This window comes from Streptomyces sp. NPDC046862 (genome assembly GCF_040704615.1).
Taxonomy (GTDB): domain Bacteria; phylum Actinomycetota; class Actinomycetes; order Streptomycetales; family Streptomycetaceae; genus Streptomyces.
This window is the reverse complement of record NZ_JBEYXP010000070.1, coordinates 1-18,047: the sequence shown is the minus strand read 5'-3', so window position 1 is coordinate 18,047 and position 18,047 is coordinate 1. Positions and strand designations below refer to the sequence as shown.

Here is an 18,047-nt window from a genome sequence, read left to right as displayed (position 1 = left end):
CAAGCGACTCATGTCGAGAGGACTCCACGTGACACGCGGCCGGGACTCGTTCAAAACGACGCACGCGATACGCGGCTCAGGCACCGGGCGGCTCGGGCAACAGACGGCTGACGTCAGACACGGCTGGACGTGCCGGGGCGGCTCACGCGACACGCGGCGGGCACCGGGCGGCTCGGGCAACAGACGGCTGACGTCAGACACGGCGCACACCAGACACGGCTCACGCGACAGAGCGGCTCACGCGACAGGGCGGCTCACGGGTGATTCCCACACGGTGCCCGGCGCGGCGCCACGCCGCAGCCGACCGCACCGACCCGTGTCAGCTCGCCTCCGCCCACCGACCCGCCGCCACCAGTCCCGGCTGTGCGTGCGGCGAGGCGACGCGCGGCAGGAGCAGCGACCAGAAACGGGTGAGTGTGGTGCGGGAGAGCCAGTGCACGTCGTGGCCGCCGAGCGCGGCGAAGCCGACGGTCGCGCCGACCACCGTGGTCACGAGGTCCCGGGGCGCCACGTCGGCGAGCAGCCCCTCCCGGGCGGACCGGGCGACGGCGTCCTCGACCCACGCGCTCCACAGCTCGAACAGGTCCTCGCCCTCGCCGGCCCCCTCCGCGCTGTCACTGAGGTCGAACCCGGCGCGCAGGATGACGTCACGGCTGAGACATCGCAGCAGCGCGTGGCTCGTGTCAACGAGCGTCTGCAGCGACCCCCCGCCCCGCGGCGGCGGCGGCGGATCGGCGGAGGTGATGCGCGCGAAGTGCTGTGCCGCCGCCTCGCGCACGGCCGTGGCGAGGGCGGCCTTGCTGGCGAAGTGGAAGTGCAGCGCTCCGTTGCTGACCCCGGCTCTGGCACTGATCGTCGACAGCGAGACCACTTCGAAGCCGTCCCGGGTGAAGAGCTCGGCGGCGGACTCGATCAAGGCGTTGCGCGTTCGTACCGCACGTTCCTGCTTGGCCATCGGGCGCTCCGTTACTGCTCGGGGTTCGAGGAAGCATAACAAACCGCACACGCGGTTTCTAGGGAGAAGGTGTACTGATGTCCCCGAGACCCTCATGGTGCCCAAAAAACGGAACCCCACAGTCCCAAGACCGTGGGGTTCCGTAGGAACTGGCGGAAAACCCAGGTCAGTTCGGCTGAAGCACTACGGGCAGGGCGGCATGCCCGTTCACGATGAAGGACGGCATCGGCTCCAACCCGTCCGCCGGAAGTACGGACTCCAGATCCGGAAATCTGGTGAAGAGCGCTGCCAGAGCGGAGGTCGCCTCCAGCTTGGCGAGCGGCGCGCCCAGGCAGCGGTGGACCCCGAATCCGAAGCCCAGGTCATCCCGCCGGCCGGGCCGCAGCACGTCGAACACACCGACGTCGTCCCCGTACGCCCCGGGGTCGGAGGCCGCACCGGCGAAGGAGACCAGGATCGGGTCGCCCTTCTCTATGTGTGTGCCGTCCAGGTCGATGTCCTCGACGGCGAACCGCATCGGCGAGTACGCGGCGGGGGCGTGCGTGCGCAGCGTCTCGGACACCACGTCCGACCAGTCCGCGCGGCCCTCGACCACGTGCGCGCGCTGCTCCGGGTGGGCGCACACGGCGGCGATGGCGTTGGTGATGAGGGTGCAGGTGGTCTCCTGACCGGCGGCGATCATCAGGTAGAGAGTGCCGAGGAGTTCCTGCTCGGTGAGCCGGCCGTCGTCGCTGTCGTGGACGCCGATCAGCGCGGACGTCAGGTCGTCGCCGGGTCTCGCTCTCTTCTCCGCGACCAGTTCGGCCAGCATCCCGAAGACCCTCACCTGCGCGGCGGCCATCTCCTCTCCGGACACGGAGGTCCCGAACACCACGTCCAGGTCCGCGCACAGCGGTTCGCGCGCCCCCTCGGCGACACCGAACAGCTCACAGATCACCCGCATGGGCAGGACCTTGGCGAAGCGGGCCCGCAGGTCGACCCGTTCACCGTCCGGGACGGCGGCCAGCTCGTCGAGCAGCTGCTCGGTGAGCTGCTCCACGCGGGGCCGCAGGGCCTCCGTGCGCCGTGCGGTGAAGGCGGCCGCGACCAGCCGGCGCAGCCGCGCGTGGCTCTCCCCGTACGCGAAGAGCATGTTCTCGTTGGCCACCCACGGATACAGCGGCCAGTCCTCACCTATGCGGCCCGCCACGAAGTCGGGCCAGTGACGTCTCGCGTCCTTCGACACCCGCCCGTCCGTGAGGAGTTGCTTGACGTACTTCTGCCGTACGACGGCCCAGGCGCACACTCCGCCCGGCAACTCCACCTCGACGGCCGGTCCCTGCGCCCGCAGTTTCGCGGTCTCGCCCGCCAGGTCACGCCCGGTCACGTCGAGGGCGTACGGGCACGCAGTCATGTCCATCCGTGCACTCCGTTCGGTTGGTCATTCCGTTCGGCACTGAGCGTGGGCACCGGACGGCACCCACGTGGAACTCATCGCACACAGAGGAGACGCGGATCCCCCTCCCGTTGGAAGCCGCTCCCACGACTCCCCCCACACACACCCGGCGCGCACACCACCGCCGGCCGGAGCCGCCCGTAAGGGCCACCGCTCCGACCACCGGCGGGCGATCCGCCAGGGTCACTCTGTCCGGCTGCGGGGCGCCGCCCGTCGAGGCCAAGCCTCCCGCATTGTTGGCCGGTGCACGTCAAGGTCACTGTTCCGACCGCCGGTCGGGGCCCCAGCATGGGCGCTTCCGACCACCGGCCGGCGACCCGTCGGGAACTCCCGGCCGCCGTACGGGTCCCGCCGGAGGCGCTCCCCGCGTCGTACAGTCGTACAGCGGTGCGCGCCGTGACGTTTCACCTACGGCCCCGGCGCGCGCCCGCCTTCCAGCGAACGGTCGGCCCACCGGAGGCGTTCCCACCGCGCCGCGCCCGTCGGTTCACCGAGGGTGTTTCCGGAGGGATTTCCGCTCGCCGGGAGATGTCCCGGAGGGCCCGGGCGCACCCCGGCGAACCACCAGGGACCTCGGGGCGAACCCCCGGCGAACCTCAGGTCGGACGACCCGAGGACCTCAGGGCGCTCGACCGGCGAACCACCGGCAGGCTCCACCCTCAGGGGCCCCACCAGCAGAAGTCCCCTACAGCCTCACTCCCGCAAGCCCGTCCAGCTACCGCGCGTCACTCCCCCGCGCCCGCCACCGCCGCCTCCAACTCACGCTGCCGCACCGCCTCTTCGTACACCTGGGGCCCGCGCTGCGGCGAGAAGTCCAGGCGGACCAGGATTCCCGGTACGGCGACGGACGGCATCAGGTGGCGGTAGAGGTCGGCCACCCGCTCGGCCAGGTCCGCCCGCCCGGTCATGATCCGGGACAGGACCTGGACGCCGGTGAACGCGCCGACGAACAGCTTCGCGAGCGCGGCGACATCGGCGTGGGGCAGTATCTCGCCCTTCTGCTTGGCCTCTTCGAAGATGGCCTCGGTGTGCTCGGTCCAGGCCTGCATCGGCACCCGCCGGTTGAGGTGGTCCTTGGGCGACCCCTGGTCCACCGTCAGACGCACGCTGCCCTGGACGATCGGGTCACCGGTGTCCTTCCTCAGCAGGTACGCCAGCAACAGTGCCTCGTCCAGCGACTGCTGCAGCTTCAGCTCCCGCTCCGGGACGCGCGGGAGTGAGGCGACCTGCTCGGCCAGGACCGCCTGGGCGAGCTCCTCCTTGGATGTGAAGTGGAAGTAGAGGGCACCCTTGGTGACCCCCGACCTCTTCAGTACGTCGGAGATCGTCGCCGCCTCGTATCCGACCTCGTCGAACACCTCGGCCGCGGCGTACAGGATCGCCTGCCGCGTCCGGATGGCCCGCTCTTGCCGTGCCACAAGCACCCTCCGTACCAACCCGCCGCCGCGGGAAAAAGAGACCGAACGGTTCGCACCCTAACAGCGGCGCTGCCGCAGGGCGGTGACGCGGAACGTAAACCCGCGCACTCAGTCGCTGCTCCAGCAGAATAAAACCAGCCGAACGGTTTTTCAACCCTCCCGTTCAGCCCCTCCAAAACGCCCATACAGGGCAAATCATCCACCAAGAACAGGCAATGACGTGAGTTGCATGAGAGAAAGGCCTTGAAAAGAAAACCGGTTGGTACGTATATTCATGGCCGTGGTTCACACCTATCCGGTCCCACACCAGGGGGAAGCTCGATGACTGTGATGACGTCCGAGGCCTTGTGGACGGAAGTTCTTGACCAGACCGCCCCGTCCGACCAGGTCCCGTCCGACCAGGCACCTTGCGCCACGGGACACCCGGTCGCCGGCGAACTGACGCACCTCCTCTTCGAGGGCGCGCGCCGCGAGCGCTCGCACGGCACCTGGCGCGGGATGATCTCCGGCCCCGAGTTCGCGTACCGGCCGGGCCTGTCCCCGACCGAGCGGGCCTCACTGTCGTACGACCGGCTGCGCCTCCTCAACAAATGCCTCGACGACCCGGAGCACTTCGCCGCGGACCCGCACCGGCTGGCAGCGCTGCACGAGTGGATCGGACCGGTGGACGGAGGGCTGACCACCCTCGCGAGCATCCACTACAACCTGTTCCTCGGCAGCCTCGTCGACCACGACCGCGAGGGGCGCGACCTGTCCGCCTTCACCTCGCTCCAGCGCACAGGAACGTTTCTGTGCACGGAGCTGGAGCACGGCAACGACGTGGCCGCGATGGAGACCGTCGCGATATTCGACCGTACGAGCGGCGGCTTCTACCTCCACACCCCGACACCCGGCGCGCAGAAGTTCATGCCCAACACCAGCCTGACCGGCGGCCCGAAGACCGCGGTCGTCGCCGCCCGGCTCATCGTGGACAACGAGGACCAGGGCGTCTTCCTCTTCCTCACGCCGCTCAGCGACCACACCGGTCATCTGCCCGGAGTGAAGGTCCGCCGGCTTCCGGAGCGCACCGGCACCCCGGTCGACCACTCCCTCACCTCCTTCGACCACAAGTGGCTGCCGCGCGAGGCACTCCTGGAGGCCGAGCACGGCCGCCTCGACCACGAAGGCACGCTGACCAGCAGCCTCGGCAACAAGCGCAAGCGGTTCCTGCGCTCGATCAACCGCGTCACCATGGGCAAGCTGTGCATGAGCGCCGGCACCCTGGGCATGACCCGCGCCGCACTCACCATCGCGGTCCGCTACGCCCACAGCCGCCTCATCGCGGGCCCCAAGTCGGGCGAGCGCATGCCCATCGCCGCTCACCGCAGCCACCACAGCCGTCTGCTCGACGGGCTGGCGACGGCGTACGCGATGACGTTCCTGCACCGCACCGTGGTGGACCGGTTCGCCGAGCACACCGAGGAGGACCGGGAGGAGGTCGAGCGGCTCTCGGCGGTCGCCAAGGGCTGGATCACCTGGCAGGCGCGGGCGATCACCACCGAGTGCCGCGAACGCTGCGGCGCGCAGGGCCTGTTCCCCGCCAACGGCATCTCGGACCTGTCGGCGAACATCGAGGGCGGCATCACCGCGGAGGGCGACAACCTGGTGATCTGGGTGAAGGCCGCCTCCGAGATGGTCTTCGGCCACCAGTCGGCGAAGCCGGACACCCTGCCGCCCGGGGACCTCACGGACCTGCCCTTCCTCCAGGGACTGCTCGCCCAGGTCGAGTCGATCTGGCAGGCCCGGGCCCGTACGGCCCTGCGCGAGGGCCCGTCCGGCGACCCGGTCGGCCGCTGGAACGTCACCTCGGCCGCCGCCCTGGAGATGGTCTCCGCCCACGCCCGCCTCCAGGCCGCGAACGCGTTCGCCTCCGCCGCCGAACGGGCCGTCGACCCCCAGGCCCGCTTCCTCCTCCGCTCCCTGTGCCGCCTGTTCCTCCTGCGCCAGATCCGCGAACACACCGGCGACCTGCTCGCCGAGGGCCACCTCACTCCGGACCAGGTGCGTGCCCTGCCGCCGGCCCTGGACGCGGTCGTCGCCGACCTCGCCCCGCACATGCTGACCCTGGTCGACGCCTTCGACTTCCCGGCCGAGATGCTCTCCGCCATCCCGATCGCCAGCGGCGGGTCCATCGCCCGCACCATGGAGAGGGAGGAGGAACTGGTGGGGGCGTCGTGCTGAGCCACCCAGGGCGCACCGGACGCCGGTCACCGGCGGACGGGGTACGCCCATCCGGCACGGAACGACGGTAGTCGAACGACGGGAGGGCCCGTCCAGCTCACACCTGGACGGACCCTCTCGTCGCTCACATCACTCTCGTCGCTCACGTCACTCTCGTCGCTCACGTCACTCTGGTCGCTCACGTCACTCTGGTCACCCTGCCCGGTTGCTGTCCCTCCTTCCTCCACCACTCCCCACCGCGCGTGCCGCACCCCGCTGCCCGTGCCACCCGCACTGCGTCTACCGCCCTCGTCAGCTCCCGCTCCCGTCCCGCCCCCGCTCCCGCTCCGCTCCCACTCCCGCTCAGGCCACCTTCGGCGCGGCCCGCATCCCGATGTACACGCACCCGGTGCCGTCGACGAGCGTGGAGAAGACCACGGGCATCCAGTCGGCGCTGTACGCCCCGGAGCCGGCCCCCGCGAACACGTTCGGCGCGACGGGCACGAGGTCCATCTCCAGGGGCGGCGAGAAGTCCTTCATCCCGTCGACGAACTCGTACACCAGATGCCCCTGGCCGTCCCGCTCGGTGACGGTGATGAGCACGCCCTCCCTCTTGTAGGTGCCGACCAGCGGCGCGACGTCCACCACCGGCGGCTGCGCGGGCGGCCCGAACGGCTCCGGCATCCGCACTCCGGCGAGGTCGCGCAGCAGCTCTCCGAACAGGTCCTCGTACAGCCGGCGCGCGTCACCACCGTTGGTGAGCAGAACCAGGACGACACCCGCCTCGGGCACCACCCGCAGGAACCCGTACTGTCCGATCGAGGCACCGTCGTGCCCGAAGCCCGGGGTGCCGAACCAGTCGTAGAGGGTCCACCCCAGCCCCCACCCGTCCGCGCTGACGGTCCACTTGTCGGGCACGTCGACCTCGCGCCGCTGCATCGCGCGCACGCTCGCGGGAGTGAGCAGGCGTGTCCCGTCCGCGGCGAGCCCGCCGTCGAGGTGCATCTGGGCGAGTCGTACGACATCCCCGGCCGTCGCCAGCACCCGCCCGTACGGCCCCGCCGAGCGCGGCATCAGATCCCAGGCGGGCGCCGGATCGGGCTCCTGGCCGAGATCCCCGAGGTGCCCCATCGCCGTACGGTGCGCGAGCGCCTCCTCGGGCAGGGTCATGGTTCCCGTGAGCCCGAGCGGCGTGAGCAGCCGCTCCTTGAGGGCCTCGTCCCACGTGAGCCCGGTGAGGACCTCGACGATGCGGCCGAGCACGTTGTACCCGAGGCTGCTGTACGAGACCGCCGTGCCGGTGGGGCAGTCGAGCCCGACGTCCTTGGCGGCCTCGACATAGCGGGCGAGGCAGTCGTCACCGCGCCCGGAGTCGTAGGTGAAGTCGCAGGTGAGCCCGCTGGTGTGGGAGAGCAGCTGACGAGTGGTGATCGTCTCGGTCGCCTCGGGGTCCCCCACGGCGAAGTCGGGCAGGACGTTCTTCACGGGCGCGTCGAGGTCGAGCCGGCCTTCGTCGACGAGCTGCATGACGAGGCTGGCCGTGTAGATCTTGGCGAGCGAGCCCAGCTGGAAGACGGAGTCGCTGGTCGCCTCCACTCCGGTACCGCGGTGCAGCACGCCGCTGGCCAGCTCGTGCACATGGCCCCGGGCGAGGACGGCCAGGGAGGCGCCGGGCACATGATGTGCCTCGCGCAACCGGTCGAGCCGGGACTGCCAGTGGCCTCGATAGAAGCTCCTCTTCTTGGAGTCCGCGGCACCCCAACCGCCGCTGGCCTCCCAGTTTCCCTGGTCGTCCCAGCTGACCTGCCCGTTCTCCAGCTCCTTCTGCATCTGCGGCATGACCCCTCCATCGGCGACGGCGGTGCGGTACACCCGTACCGCACCCTGCGTACAACGTGCTCAAGACGCGAACACTGTACGCATGTCAACGCATCGTGCGCAACAGGCAACTCTCAGCCACGGACAGAGCACTGGTAGGCCACCTTGCGGCAACGCCCTGACGAAGACCAGGCAGGGCGTACACCACTCCCTGAACGCGAACACCGTACGCGTCACTATCGCCCCGTACGCAGATGCGCATGCTGTGCGCTACGCTTGCGACAGGACACCGCCCGGTGATCGACTGCAGCGACTGGACAGACGAACGCGCGCGGAGAAACGCGCACAAGCAGGACGCATGACAGCCACGCACCACGCCTGACTCACGCCTCCTGCCGCATGACGCGTTCCAGTCGCCCTCAGTCAACACAGCCACTCCGGACGGCCGAGGAGGAGGAGAACCCCAGATGGCACCCGCATCCACACCCACACCCACGCCCCCCTCCCAGCCGCAGGCGATCCCGTCCGTGTGGACGCGTCCACGGGGCGGACGGGAGCAGCCGGCGCTCAGCAGGGAACAGATCGTCGCCGAGGCACTGCGCCTGCTCGACTCGGAGGGCATCGACGCCCTCAGCATGCGCAAGCTGGGCAACCGCCTCGGTGCGGGAGCGACCTCGCTCTACCGCCACGTGGCCAACAAGGACGAGCTCATCGAGTTGGCCGTGGACGAGATCTACGGCGAGATCGAGGTGCCCGAGACCGCGGACCCCTCACACTGGCGCGAGGACGCGTCCCGCTGCGCCCACAGCCTGCGCGCCACGATGCTGCGCCACCCGTGGATCGCCTCGGTCCTCGGCGAGATGGGCATGTCGTACCTGGGCCCGAACTGGATGCGCCTGGCGGAGGGCATGCTCGGCGTCTTCACCAAGGCGGGCTTCCCCGCGGACGAGGCCGACCCGGCCGTGGCGACGCTCATCGCCTACGTCACGGGCATGGCGACCAGCGAGGCGGCCTGGCTGACGGTCCTGTCCCGCAGCGGACAGAACGAACAGCAGTGGATGGAACGCGTCTGGCCGGCCGCGGAACAGGCGGCCCAGTCCTACCCCCACCTGCGCGAGGGCTACGCGGAACAACGCGGCAAGGACCCCCGCGCGGCCCGCGAGGAGGGCTTCCAGTACGGCCTGGACCGCGTCCTCGACGGCCTCCAGACCCGCCTCCCCTGACCGTCCATCCTCAACCCGCGCGACCACCCCACACCCCATCCGCTACGCTGTCACAGGTCGGCCGCCACACCACAGCCGAACCCCGCCTTCGTAGCTCAGGGGATAGAGCACCGCTCTCCTAAAGCGGGTGTCGCAGGTTCGAATCCTGCCGGGGGCACCAGCCAAAAGGCCCCGGACCGATCATGGTCCGGGGCCTTTGACATCCACCTTTGACATCAACGGGCACGGTCACTGACGACCGGGGCGCCTCCTGAGCAGCCGGTCCATGTGGCTCATGGCCTCACGCTGCGTGTCCTGCACGACGTGCGTGTACACGTCCATCGTGATGCTGATCTGACTGTGCCCGAGGATCTCCATCACCACGCGGGGCGCGACTCCGGCCGCCGTGAGGAGGGTGGCGGTGCCGTGCCGGGCGTCGTGCAGCCGGATCACGCGGAGGCCAGCGGACTGGGCGACGCGGGTGAAAGAGCGGTACAGGTTGCGCGGCTCGACCGGGCGGCCGGTGCGAGTGGTGAAGACGTAGGCCGACTCCTGCCACCGCTCCCCCGCCTTGACTCGTGCAGCGGACTGCCGCATCCGGTGCCAGCGGAGGGGCGCGATGCAGAGGGCGGGCAGAGATACGGCACGGCGTCGGCGGCTCTTGGGGTCGTCGTCATACAGGACCCCACGGCGCCGTTGCATCTGCTGACGCACGTAGAGGACGCGGTTGTCGAGGTCGACGTCCGACCACCGGAGACCGACGATCTCTCCCCGTCGGAGGCCCATGGCGATGGCGAGGACGAAGGCCGCGTAGAGCGGGTCCCTTCGTGAGGCAGCGAGGAAGTCGAGCGTCTCGTCGAGAGTCCATGGCGTCAGCTCGCGGTTGTCGGTGCGGGGTGGCTCGACGAGCTTGGCCACGTTCCGTGTGATCAGTTCCTCGCGGCAGGCCGAGGACAGCGCCGAGCGCAGAACTCGGTGCGATTCCTTGGCGGTTGCGGCAGTGGTCTCCTTCTCCAGGCGGACGAGGAAGCGGCGAACGTCGGCGACGCCGAGGGATTCCAGCCGCTTGGCGCCGAGCAGACGCACGAGGTAGAGCCGGACGTGCGCCTCGTACTTGTCGAAGGTGCTGAGCTTCCGCCCGGGCTTGATGACGTTGTCCAGCCAGTACGGCAGCCATTCGGAGAGCTTGGCGGACTTGGTGGGTACGGGCACGCCCTGGTCGACCTTGGCGAGCAGCTCGCGGCGCTTGATGTCGCACTCGGCCCAGGTCTTGCCGTAGGCGAACTTGCGGGCCCGGGTACCGTCCGGCTGGAGCACGTAGACCGCGCACTGATAGCGGCCGTCCTTGCGCTTGGTGATGGTGCCAGCACCGTTAGGGTTCCGCTTGCGTTGCTGGGCCATCAGGCAGCCACCTTCAGTTCGTGGGTGATGTACTCGCGGACAGCCCGCGCCGGGATGCGACGGCACCGACCGATGGTGATCGAGGGCAGGCGACGAGAGCGGATCAGGTCGTAGACCGTGGACCGGCCGAGCTTCAGCCGCTTCATGACGTCGGGCACGGTCAACAACTCGTCGTCATGCATGGGTTGGCTCTCCTTCCGTTCCAGGGGCGGGTTCGAGGGATGCGGCAATCCAGGTCTCGGTGTCGGACAGGCCGGTTCCGGCGAAGACCCAGTGGGCGAGGACGTACGTCGTGTCGGTGGCGCGCTCGTCCGTTGCTGCTGCGGCAGCCGCTTGGGCGCGGCGCCATTCGGCGCGGGCGTCGCGGAGGGCACCGAGGGTGGTGGAGTAGCGACGGGACTTGGTGGAGAAGTGGCCTCGGAAGCCGAGCATGTGAGCCCAGGCCCGGAGCCGGAGCTCTTCCAGTTCCTTGCGTGCGCCGAGGGCCCAGGCGGTTCGGATCAGGCGGCGGGCGTGGTCGCTGATGTCGAGCTGGGCGAGCTCGGCGGCGAACTTGAGCGGTCGGTCGAGGGCTCCCGTGGCTGTCTCGGCGCCCTTGGTGGCGTACTTGGCGATGTACGCGGCGACGGCCCGTTCGGTGAGTTCCTGGCCGCCGTTGAAGTCGGCCGAGCGGATCGTGCGGACATCGAGCTGACCGCCGAAGCCGAAGGCGTGGGCGCGTCCGTCGATGACCGGGCCATCCACCTGGACCCTGGCAGCAGCGGTGCCGATGGCGTCGGTGAGCAGCTCGGCGGTCGCCCAGGCCGGGGGCGAGGTGTCACCACCGGTCGGGCCGTCGATGCGAATGACGGCGTGGAAGTGGACGGCGCCGCGCTTCTGGTACTCGGCGACCTTGGCGAACGACACCCGGGCGTGCTCGCGGAACCGTCGCTGTGACAGACCCGCACGCTTGGCGACCTCTCGGCGCAGGTAGGTCGAGAAACGCCGCCAGAGCGGACCGGCGTGGGCGTTCCAGAGAACGGCCGCTTCGTAGTCGTAGTTGTCCGGATCGAGCGGTGTTCCGAGTAGGGCGTCCTCCTGGTCGTGGCGGATGCCGCAGCGGCACGGGCGGATGGTTCCGGCCGGGCCGGTGGGGCGGTTGTGAACCGGGCCGAAGCTCGGCGCGGTGAAGGTGGCGAAGACGCGCGGGTGTGCGCCCACCTGTTCCGGGACGCCCTTGCCGCCGCGCAGGCCGGACGTGATCAGCTGGAGGGTGTCGCGCCGGTAGACCTCCGCGCAGGCCGCGCAGCGGGTTGTACGGCGGTTGTTGCAGCGGACGAGGAGCTGTCCGCTCGGGAGGTCGCTGGAGTCGAGGTGCTGGAGGACGCGGCCGATCTCGCCAGTACGGGTGTCGACGTCGTACTCGGTGCGGTGGCCGTCGAGCCGGATGGGGTTGGTGCAGCCGCCGAGCCCCGAGAGCTGGCGGAGGATACCCGGCAGGGTGCCGTGCTGGGCCAGCTTGGCGAGTTCCGGGAGCGGGGGCGGGGTGGTGCCGGTGAAGATGGCTGTCTCCTTCTGACTGGGCTCGGTCGAGAGGGAAGAGCTCCCGGGGCGGCGGATGCTTGGCGGTATCGGGCCGCCCCGGGAGTAAGGCGCCGTTCAGCGCCGCTGGTCGCGCAGGAGGGAGCGCAGGACCACGGCGGCGATGGCCACGGAGATGGCCGAGACGGCGACGGCGGCCAGGAGCGCGGTGAGGACGACACCACCCACGACGACGGCCGCGACCGCTCCACTACTGACGGAGACCTGCGGCAGAGAGCTCCGCACGGGCGCCGGATCAGCCGGGCTGTGGGTTTGCACGGACGCCGGGGTGGGGTTGTCGGGGTACTTGGGCAGGAACACAGCAGGACCCTTCTTATCTACTCGTCTAGGCGTGTTGGCTGTTTATGACGTCCACGCCGGAGCGCGTGCCGGACTCAATGGCGGGGGCCATGAAGGTGTGCGAGAGCCAGAAGCCGAAGAGCGCGATCAGAACGACGATCCAGGTACGGACGCCGAGGAACTTGACCGCTCCCCAGGCGAAGAAGCCGAGGACGACGACGAGGGGCAGGCTGACGGTCATGTGGGGCAGGTCCCTTCAGCGAACGGGGCAGCGGTGGGTACGGGCGGCCAGTTCGGCGGCGGCGCGGCTGTCGTAGTCGGCGGAGAAGCCGCAGCGCGGGGCCGTGCAGGCGGCGGTGTGCTTCTCACGGCCACGGCTGTCGTAGGACGTGCCGACCTGAACCGGGCCGATGCGGGTGACGGAGCGGAAGCGGCGATGGGCGGTCACGGGTGCTCCCTTCAGAGGTGGGTGGCGATGGCTTCGGCCATGGGCGCGGGGACGCCGAGGCGAGCACGGAGAGTCGGGGTGTCGATGGGTGTTCCGGTGCGGGTGTGGTGCTCGGCGGCAACCTTGCGGGCGTGCTCGACCAAGGCAGCCGGAACGGGCATGGCGGGTCGCTCGGGCGGCGACTCAATGACGGCCGGTCGCGTGGGCAGTTCCTCTGGAGGCAAGGGTTCGGGCTCGTCCTCCTGGCCGTCGATGTCCTCACCGGGTTCGGCGTCAGGGTTAGCCGTGGTCGGCGCGGAGTGGGCGAGGAGCGTTCCGCCGAGGAAGGCAACGGCGGGCCATCCGGCGACGAGGATGCGCAGCCAGGCCGGTACGTCGCCCAGGTCGAGAAGGCCGGCGGTGGCGACGTTCGCCCCGAGGGAAGCGGCGAGGGCGATGACGAACCAGCACCACCCGGCCGCTTTCGCCTCCCCGGACTGCAGTCGACGCCAGGCAGCGACGAGCAGCAGGTCGACCGAGACGGGATAGGCCCAGGCTTTCCACCCGTCCTGTCCGGCCGCCATGGCGATGTCGTGGAGGTGGGCGAAGGACAGCGCGGCGGCGATGACCGCTTGGATGAGCACCGCGTCAACGCGGGCCAGTTGGGCGCGCATGATGCGGCTCCTTCCGGGTTCAGGCATGGCAGGGGTAGGGAGTTGGCGCGAGACGGTCACGCCGACCGGTCTTGGGCGGGAACGAGGGTCAGTCGGTCACCGGGCGCGGCTCGACGACCGGGGCCGGGGTCTCGACCGGCCGTACGGGCACGTCGGGCCGGAAGGGCTTGAGCGCGGCCAGGTCAGGCAACAGGTGTGCGGACTCGCGGCAGAGCTCGGCGGCGTCGCCAAGGGAGAGGTACGGCGTCCGGATACGGGACCAGCCACCGGAGGTGTCACCGGCGACAGCCAGGCCAGGCCGTTCGGGAGCGATGGCGCAGGCTGCCGCAACCGCTTCGGGTGCGATGTCGCCGAGCGCCATCTTGGCGGAGGCTTCATCGTTCACGCGGTGGCAGACCCGGCCGGTCAACTGAGCTCGCAGCATGGTGGCACCCTTGCCGAGCTCGGCACCGAAGCGCTGCCCGCACACCTCCAGGTAGATCCCGGCGGCTCGGCCGAGCTGGGCGAGCCGGATGAGCTGGGTGACCATCTCGTCCCGCCGCTCTTCTTCCTTCTTCGTCGCGACGAGGAAGAGTTCGGCCACCTCGTCGACGAACAGCACGACGGGAGTGGGCCGTTCGCTCTCGGGCAGTCCCCAGATGTCGGAGGTGATCTCCTCGTCCGGGGTGTCCGGGGCGATGCCCTGTCGGGCCTTGATCAGGTCGTAGCGGTCCTCCATTTCCTTCACGAGCACGGGCAGCAGCTCGGCCGCCTGCTCCGGATCGGTCGCCAGCGCCGACAGCCGGGACGCGAACGGTGCCAGCTCCACCCCCCGCTTGCAGTCGATCCCGACCAGGGCGACCGACTGACGGGCAAGTCCAGCGATCAGGTGGCGCAGGTACATGGACTTGCCGGACAGCGTTGCGCCAAGGGTGAGTTGGTGCGGGATGGTGCGGTAGTCACGTACGAAGGGCGTGGCGCCCTCCCGCAGAGCCACGGGCACCTTGAGGAACCCGGTTTCGATCTTGCGGGGCATCCGTACCCGCCGCAGCACGTCGAAGCCGACCAGCCGCAGCTCCACCACACCCGGCTTTGACGGTCGAGACGTACACGGCGTGAACGCCCCACGCGTGCCGCAGCCGTTCCGCCGAAGCCGCGACGTCAGCGGGCTCCTGCCCAGGAGCGAGCCGCAGACGGAGCCGCAGCCCGGTCGAGGTGGGCCGGATGACGCCCCGACGCGGAGGCACTGGCCGGACCTCCCGCCGGGTGGTGGCCTTGACCGCGAGGACCCGCAGCCGGGACGGAGCCACGGTCAGGCCGCAGGCCTCCATGACCGAGCCGTACGAGCTGAGCAGCCTGGCGGTGGATATCGGCAGGCCGACCGTGGACCAGTAAACGCCCGGGTGTTTGGCCCGGGCGTAGGCAGCCCCGCCGCCGAGCGCGGCGACAGGACCACCTTCCTCCAGGAGCGTTGTCAGGTCGGTCATCAGGCCGTGGCTCCGATGGCGGCCGGGAAGGCAGCCGGGGTGACGGCGGCGGCGCGGAAGGCGATGCCGTGGCGCTGCTGCCCGTTGAACACGCTCTCCCACGGCCGGGCAACCAACCCCGGCAGCGAAATGGGCGCCCCGAGGGCGAGCCCCTCGGAGACACCGCTCTCCGGGACGGTGACCTTGAACAGCGACGACTCCCCTTCCTCAATGTGAACGACGCCGATCGTCATCAGCGCTTCGCCGCTGACAGCGTCCTTGGCGATCTCGCCGGTCTGCCGGTCACGGACCTTGGGCTCGGGCGCCTCGGTCAGCAGGATCGTCGCGGCCGAGGTCTCCACACGGATGGTGCGCAAGGCTTCTTCCTATCTACTCGTCTATACAAGATGCAGCGTTCGAACCCGACCTCCGGGAACGACGACCACCTTGCCACACCACTTGCCCACTCGTCTATACGAGTAGCCCTGTTGGGGTGTACGAGTTCGGAAGCGTCCCCGCGCACCGCCCTCGGGGCACTTGACTGTCAGACCCGTCCGGCAGGATCTGGGCATGCTGATTGCCACGAACGCCCGAGGTCACACCGTGAAGCGCCCTTCGAAGCCTGCGATAGGCACCATGCTCGCCAACCTGAGACGCGACAACGAGCACATGGTCCTCGAACGCCAAGACGAGGACCTCGCAGGTGACTGGTACATCCAGGTCTTGTTGCGCGAGAACAACACGTACCAACTGGAATACCGGGACGGCGTTGCTGCGGAGCACTACCAGACACAAACCGTCTCGCAGGAGAAGGTGCTCCGAGCGCTGCTCGGCTGGGCAGCCGGCACATCGGACTGGCGAGAAGACTTCATGTGGAACAACATCAGCTCCATGTTCGAGCCACCCGCCCCCGAGCACACGCACCAGCCAGCTCGCTAAGGTCAGCCCTCTCCTGGCCATGTGATCACATCGCCGGGAGCTGGTACGACAGCACATACGCGTCCGCAGCCATCACCGTGTCGCACACCTCCACGGCCCGCCCCTCGGTGTCGTACGCCGTCCGGATCAGGTGGATCACGGGGACGCCGGACGCGAGCCGCAGCGTCCTGACCTCATCGGGCGAGGGCATCCGGGCCCGGATCTCCTCCTCGAAGTGGTCGAGGCGGTGCCCCAGTTCTTCCAGCCGGGCGTAGATGCCGCCGGGCCCGGGGTTGGGCTCGGCGATGGGAGTCCCCCGCGCGATGTCGAGCGGTAGATACGAGGTGGCGAACTCCACCGGCCGCCCGTCCAGCAGATACCGCCGCCGACGAGCCAGCACCCGCCGAACGGACCCGAGCCGCGCGGAGACATCCTGACTGGCCTTCTCTTCCTTGACCTCCAGGCTGTCCACCTGCGGATGACTTCCCGCAGCGTCCGCCTCCACGATGAACGCGGACTTGCCCTGGTCCCGGTGCCGCCGGGCGAACCGGTCGGAGGCGAGTCGCCGCACAGGCGGCCGTGGTCGCACGAACACACCCTTGCCGTGCTCGGCAAGCACGAGCCCTTCCCCTTGGAGGACGGAGAAGGAGTTTCGGACCGTCATACGGGAAACCCCGTAGTGATCGACGAGCTCAGCCTCCGAGGGCAGCTTTTCGCCCTCCTTGAACCGCCCACGGTCGATGGCCTCGCGCAGCTGATCAGCGATCTGCCGAAAGACCGCACGATCACTCGTGGGGTCGAGATCGCCGAGGAGGCCGGAAGAAAGGGAGGACACATGTACTCCTTTAGATATCTAGACGAGTGGGCATTCGTTGTTGCTACGGTGGAGAGCCTAGCCAGCCGAGAGGGCAGAGGAACGTGAGCACCGACCGTCCGCACTCCGTGAGCGTCGCCGGAGTCATCGTCGACGACCAGGAACGCGCCCTCTTGATCAAACGTCGCGACAACGGCCACTGGGAACCACCGGGCGGAGTCCTCGAACGCGAGGAAACCATCCCCGAGGCCCTCCAGCGCGAAGTTCTCGAAGAGACCGGCATCAAGATCGCACTTCCAGCGACCCTGACCGGCGTCTACAAGAACATGAAGGGCCTGATCGTCTCCCTGGTCTTCCGCTGCCAGGCCGCCGACGGCACCCCCACCACCGGGGACGAGACCCGCGCACTGCGCTGGGCCACCCGCGAAGAAGTCATCGAACTCGCCGACGAGGCATACGCGATCCGCGTCCTGGACGCATTGGACGCGGCATCCCCGCCGGCCATCCGCGCCCACAACGGCGTGAAACTCGTCTAGCCCGAACCCGCTGCACATGGCGGCCTACCAGCACGAAGGAACTTGTATGCACGAGTATACGAGCACCGCCCGGGTCTGGGGAATCACTTGCCCAGGATTTCCCGAAGAGGTCAGCCGGGCCCGCCGCTGGACGAGAGACATCCTGCGCGGATCACCACTCGCCGACGACGCCGAGCTGATCGTGAGCGAGCTCAGCGCGAACGCGATCCTCCACACCGCCAGCGGCATGGAACGCGGCAGCTTCCACCTGGCCCTGGCGGTCTCCCCGCAGGCGGTTGCTCTGTCGGTCACTGACGACGGCGGCAACGGCACCGCCCCCAAGGTCGAGCACCAGGACCAGGACGCCGAGCACGGCCGGGGACTGAGCATGGTCACCGCACTCGCCCACCGAGTCGTCGTCCACGCCACCCACGGCGGCTACACGGTCACCGCGGAGCTCTTCGCGAACACCCGCCCAGGAGACCGCCCGTGCTGATGGACAAGCCACGCTGGGGCTACTGGTGCGAGTGCTGGACCCAAGACCTCACCGACACGACCGAGCAGCCGACCCTCCACGGATCGTTCGACGCGTACGCGGCGCCCCAGGCAGACAGGTGGGTCGCAGTCGCACTCAGGACCATCACACCGGCACTGGACGCCGACGCCTGCGACGAGGCATGGACCTGGCTGTACGAAGGCCGCGCGGACACGAGGCGGGCCCTCCTACGCTCCGAGCCAAGCACCGTGACGATCAGCCACGACAACACCCGCATCACGTGGACGATCCGGCCAGTGCTCTTCCTGCCACTCGCACACCGTCAGGGCGCCGAACTGCCAGCCTGCGCACATGACTTCAAGCCCCAGCAGACCGTGTCCGATCCCGGGTGATGCTTGACAGTTCGATCCCAGCTGATGGTTGACGGGGGCCGTGATCGGCTTTTCTGTGCACGTCGTTGCGGCGTGTGG

19 protein-coding genes, 1 tRNA gene and 1 pseudogene are annotated in these 18,047 nt (G+C 69.4%); 7 read left to right on the top strand and 14 right to left on the bottom strand.

Going from position 1 to position 18,047, the window contains the following annotated elements; translation table 11 throughout:
* Positions 1 to 319 precede the first annotated feature (319 nt).
* From AB0959_RS46750 to AB0959_RS46740, 3 genes are all read right to left on the bottom strand, one after another.
* Positions 320 to 955 carry a ScbR family autoregulator-binding transcription factor gene (locus tag AB0959_RS46750; protein ID WP_366833032.1) on the bottom strand — a complete coding sequence of 212 codons (636 nt, stop codon included), beginning with the start codon at positions 953 to 955 and terminating at the stop codon, positions 320 to 322.
* A 166-nt stretch (positions 956 to 1,121) separates the two neighbouring features.
* On the bottom strand, positions 1,122 to 2,354 hold the full coding sequence (locus AB0959_RS46745) for a cytochrome P450 (RefSeq protein ID WP_366833031.1): 1,233 nt from the start codon (positions 2,352 to 2,354) through the stop codon (positions 1,122 to 1,124).
* 761 nt (positions 2,355 to 3,115) lie between these two features.
* Positions 3,116 to 3,808: a ScbR family autoregulator-binding transcription factor gene (locus tag AB0959_RS46740; RefSeq protein WP_366833030.1), complete on the bottom strand. Its 693-nt coding sequence runs from the start codon at positions 3,806 to 3,808 to the stop codon at positions 3,116 to 3,118.
* A gap of 321 nt (positions 3,809 to 4,129) precedes the next feature.
* Between AB0959_RS46740 and AB0959_RS46735 the strand changes: the two genes are divergently transcribed.
* Complete coding sequence (locus AB0959_RS46735) at positions 4,130 to 6,028, top strand: acyl-CoA dehydrogenase (RefSeq protein ID WP_366833029.1); 1,899 nt, start codon at positions 4,130 to 4,132, stop codon at positions 6,026 to 6,028.
* A 342-nt stretch (positions 6,029 to 6,370) separates the two neighbouring features.
* On the opposite strand, the gene AB0959_RS46730 is transcribed toward AB0959_RS46735, so the two are convergent.
* Positions 6,371 to 7,846 carry a serine hydrolase domain-containing protein gene (locus tag AB0959_RS46730; protein WP_366833028.1) on the bottom strand — a complete coding sequence of 492 codons (1,476 nt, stop codon included), beginning with the start codon at positions 7,844 to 7,846 and terminating at the stop codon, positions 6,371 to 6,373.
* A gap of 446 nt (positions 7,847 to 8,292) precedes the next feature.
* Between AB0959_RS46730 and AB0959_RS46725 the strand changes: the two genes are divergently transcribed.
* Entirely contained in the window at positions 8,293 to 9,048 is a 756-nt protein-coding gene (locus AB0959_RS46725; RefSeq protein ID WP_366833027.1) for a TetR/AcrR family transcriptional regulator, read from the top strand.
* 84 nt (positions 9,049 to 9,132) lie between these two features.
* Positions 9,133 to 9,208 (top strand) — tRNA-Arg (locus AB0959_RS46720).
* A gap of 68 nt (positions 9,209 to 9,276) precedes the next feature.
* On the opposite strand, the gene AB0959_RS46715 is transcribed toward AB0959_RS46720, so the two are convergent.
* From AB0959_RS46715 to AB0959_RS46675, 9 genes and pseudogenes are all read right to left on the bottom strand, one after another.
* Complete coding sequence (locus tag AB0959_RS46715) at positions 9,277 to 10,428, bottom strand: site-specific integrase (RefSeq protein ID WP_366833026.1); 1,152 nt, start codon at positions 10,426 to 10,428, stop codon at positions 9,277 to 9,279.
* Positions 10,428 to 10,610 (bottom strand): helix-turn-helix domain-containing protein, encoded by a 183-nt coding sequence (locus AB0959_RS46710; RefSeq protein ID WP_366833025.1) that lies wholly within the window; start codon positions 10,608 to 10,610, stop codon positions 10,428 to 10,430. The genes AB0959_RS46715 and AB0959_RS46710 overlap by 1 nt, the downstream gene beginning before the upstream one ends.
* The gene (locus tag AB0959_RS46705) at positions 10,603 to 11,907 is read right to left on the bottom strand and encodes a replication initiator (RefSeq protein WP_366833046.1); all 1,305 of its coding nucleotides are present in this window, start codon (positions 11,905 to 11,907) and stop codon (positions 10,603 to 10,605) included. Before AB0959_RS46705 ends, AB0959_RS46710 begins: the two co-directional genes overlap by 8 nt.
* Positions 11,908 to 12,066: 159 nt before the next feature.
* Positions 12,067 to 12,309 carry a SpdD protein gene (locus AB0959_RS46700; protein ID WP_366833024.1) on the bottom strand — a complete coding sequence of 81 codons (243 nt, stop codon included), beginning with the start codon at positions 12,307 to 12,309 and terminating at the stop codon, positions 12,067 to 12,069.
* A gap of 25 nt (positions 12,310 to 12,334) precedes the next feature.
* Positions 12,335 to 12,529, bottom strand: a complete 195-nt coding sequence (locus AB0959_RS46695; protein WP_366833023.1) for a hypothetical protein — start codon at positions 12,527 to 12,529, stop codon at positions 12,335 to 12,337.
* Positions 12,530 to 12,544: 15 nt separating this feature from the next.
* Positions 12,545 to 12,736, bottom strand: a complete 192-nt coding sequence (locus AB0959_RS46690) for a mobile element transfer protein (RefSeq protein WP_366833021.1) — start codon at positions 12,734 to 12,736, stop codon at positions 12,545 to 12,547.
* Between the two features lie 11 nt (positions 12,737 to 12,747).
* Positions 12,748 to 13,389, bottom strand: coding sequence for a DUF2637 domain-containing protein (locus AB0959_RS46685; RefSeq protein ID WP_366833020.1), 642 nt, complete (start codon positions 13,387 to 13,389; stop codon positions 12,748 to 12,750).
* Between the two features lie 88 nt (positions 13,390 to 13,477).
* Positions 13,478 to 14,855: pseudogene (locus AB0959_RS46680) on the bottom strand (FtsK/SpoIIIE domain-containing protein).
* Positions 14,855 to 15,211, bottom strand: coding sequence for a hypothetical protein (locus tag AB0959_RS46675; RefSeq protein WP_366833019.1), 357 nt, complete (start codon positions 15,209 to 15,211; stop codon positions 14,855 to 14,857). Before AB0959_RS46675 ends, AB0959_RS46680 begins: the two are co-directional and overlap by 1 nt.
* A 193-nt stretch (positions 15,212 to 15,404) precedes the next feature.
* On the opposite strand from AB0959_RS46675, the gene AB0959_RS46670 reads away from it, so the two are divergent.
* Positions 15,405 to 15,773: a hypothetical protein gene (locus tag AB0959_RS46670; protein ID WP_366833018.1), complete on the top strand. Its 369-nt coding sequence runs from the start codon at positions 15,405 to 15,407 to the stop codon at positions 15,771 to 15,773.
* 25 nt (positions 15,774 to 15,798) lie between these two features.
* Here the strand turns inward: AB0959_RS46670 and AB0959_RS46665 are convergent, their stop codons facing one another.
* Positions 15,799 to 16,587, bottom strand: coding sequence for a GntR family transcriptional regulator (locus tag AB0959_RS46665; RefSeq protein ID WP_366833017.1), 789 nt, complete (start codon positions 16,585 to 16,587; stop codon positions 15,799 to 15,801).
* A 107-nt stretch (positions 16,588 to 16,694) separates the two neighbouring features.
* On the opposite strand from AB0959_RS46665, the gene AB0959_RS46660 reads away from it, so the two are divergent.
* Genes AB0959_RS46660 through AB0959_RS46650 form a run of 3 tightly spaced genes read left to right on the top strand, consistent with a single transcriptional unit; the run spans position 16,695 to position 17,969 of the window.
* Positions 16,695 to 17,102 (top strand): NUDIX hydrolase, encoded by a 408-nt coding sequence (locus AB0959_RS46660; RefSeq protein ID WP_366833045.1) that lies wholly within the window; start codon positions 16,695 to 16,697, stop codon positions 17,100 to 17,102.
* Between the two features lie 46 nt (positions 17,103 to 17,148).
* The gene (locus AB0959_RS46655) at positions 17,149 to 17,577 is read left to right on the top strand and encodes an ATP-binding protein (RefSeq protein WP_366833016.1); all 429 of its coding nucleotides are present in this window, start codon (positions 17,149 to 17,151) and stop codon (positions 17,575 to 17,577) included.
* Complete coding sequence (locus AB0959_RS46650) at positions 17,577 to 17,969, top strand: hypothetical protein (protein WP_366833015.1); 393 nt, start codon at positions 17,577 to 17,579, stop codon at positions 17,967 to 17,969. The genes AB0959_RS46655 and AB0959_RS46650 overlap by 1 nt, the downstream gene beginning before the upstream one ends.
* Positions 17,970 to 18,047: the final 78 nt, after the last annotated feature.

Bases quoted from the DNA above. Each gene is read 5' to 3' on its own strand.
- AB0959_RS46745 (WP_366833031.1), bottom strand. From the start codon at position 2,354: ATGGACATGACTGCGTGCCCGTACGCCCTCGACGTGACCGGGCGTGAC.
- AB0959_RS46725 (WP_366833027.1), top strand. From the start codon at position 8,293: ATGGCACCCGCATCCACACCCACACCCACGCCCCCCTCCCAGCCGCAG.
- AB0959_RS46695 (WP_366833023.1), bottom strand. From the start codon at position 12,529: ATGACCGTCAGCCTGCCCCTCGTCGTCGTCCTCGGCTTCTTCGCCTGG.
- AB0959_RS46650 (WP_366833015.1), top strand. From the start codon at position 17,577: ATGGACAAGCCACGCTGGGGCTACTGGTGCGAGTGCTGGACCCAAGAC.
- AB0959_RS46735 (WP_366833029.1), top strand. From the start codon at position 4,130: ATGACTGTGATGACGTCCGAGGCCTTGTGGACGGAAGTTCTTGACCAG.
- AB0959_RS46710 (WP_366833025.1), bottom strand. From the start codon at position 10,610: ATGCATGACGACGAGTTGTTGACCGTGCCCGACGTCATGAAGCGGCTG.
- AB0959_RS46655 (WP_366833016.1), top strand. From the start codon at position 17,149: ATGCACGAGTATACGAGCACCGCCCGGGTCTGGGGAATCACTTGCCCA.
- AB0959_RS46685 (WP_366833020.1), bottom strand. From the start codon at position 13,389: ATGCGCGCCCAACTGGCCCGCGTTGACGCGGTGCTCATCCAAGCGGTC.
- AB0959_RS46730 (WP_366833028.1), bottom strand. From the start codon at position 7,846: ATGCCGCAGATGCAGAAGGAGCTGGAGAACGGGCAGGTCAGCTGGGAC.
- AB0959_RS46750 (WP_366833032.1), bottom strand. From the start codon at position 955: ATGGCCAAGCAGGAACGTGCGGTACGAACGCGCAACGCCTTGATCGAG.
- AB0959_RS46670 (WP_366833018.1), top strand. From the start codon at position 15,405: ATGCTGATTGCCACGAACGCCCGAGGTCACACCGTGAAGCGCCCTTCG.
- AB0959_RS46715 (WP_366833026.1), bottom strand. From the start codon at position 10,428: ATGGCCCAGCAACGCAAGCGGAACCCTAACGGTGCTGGCACCATCACC.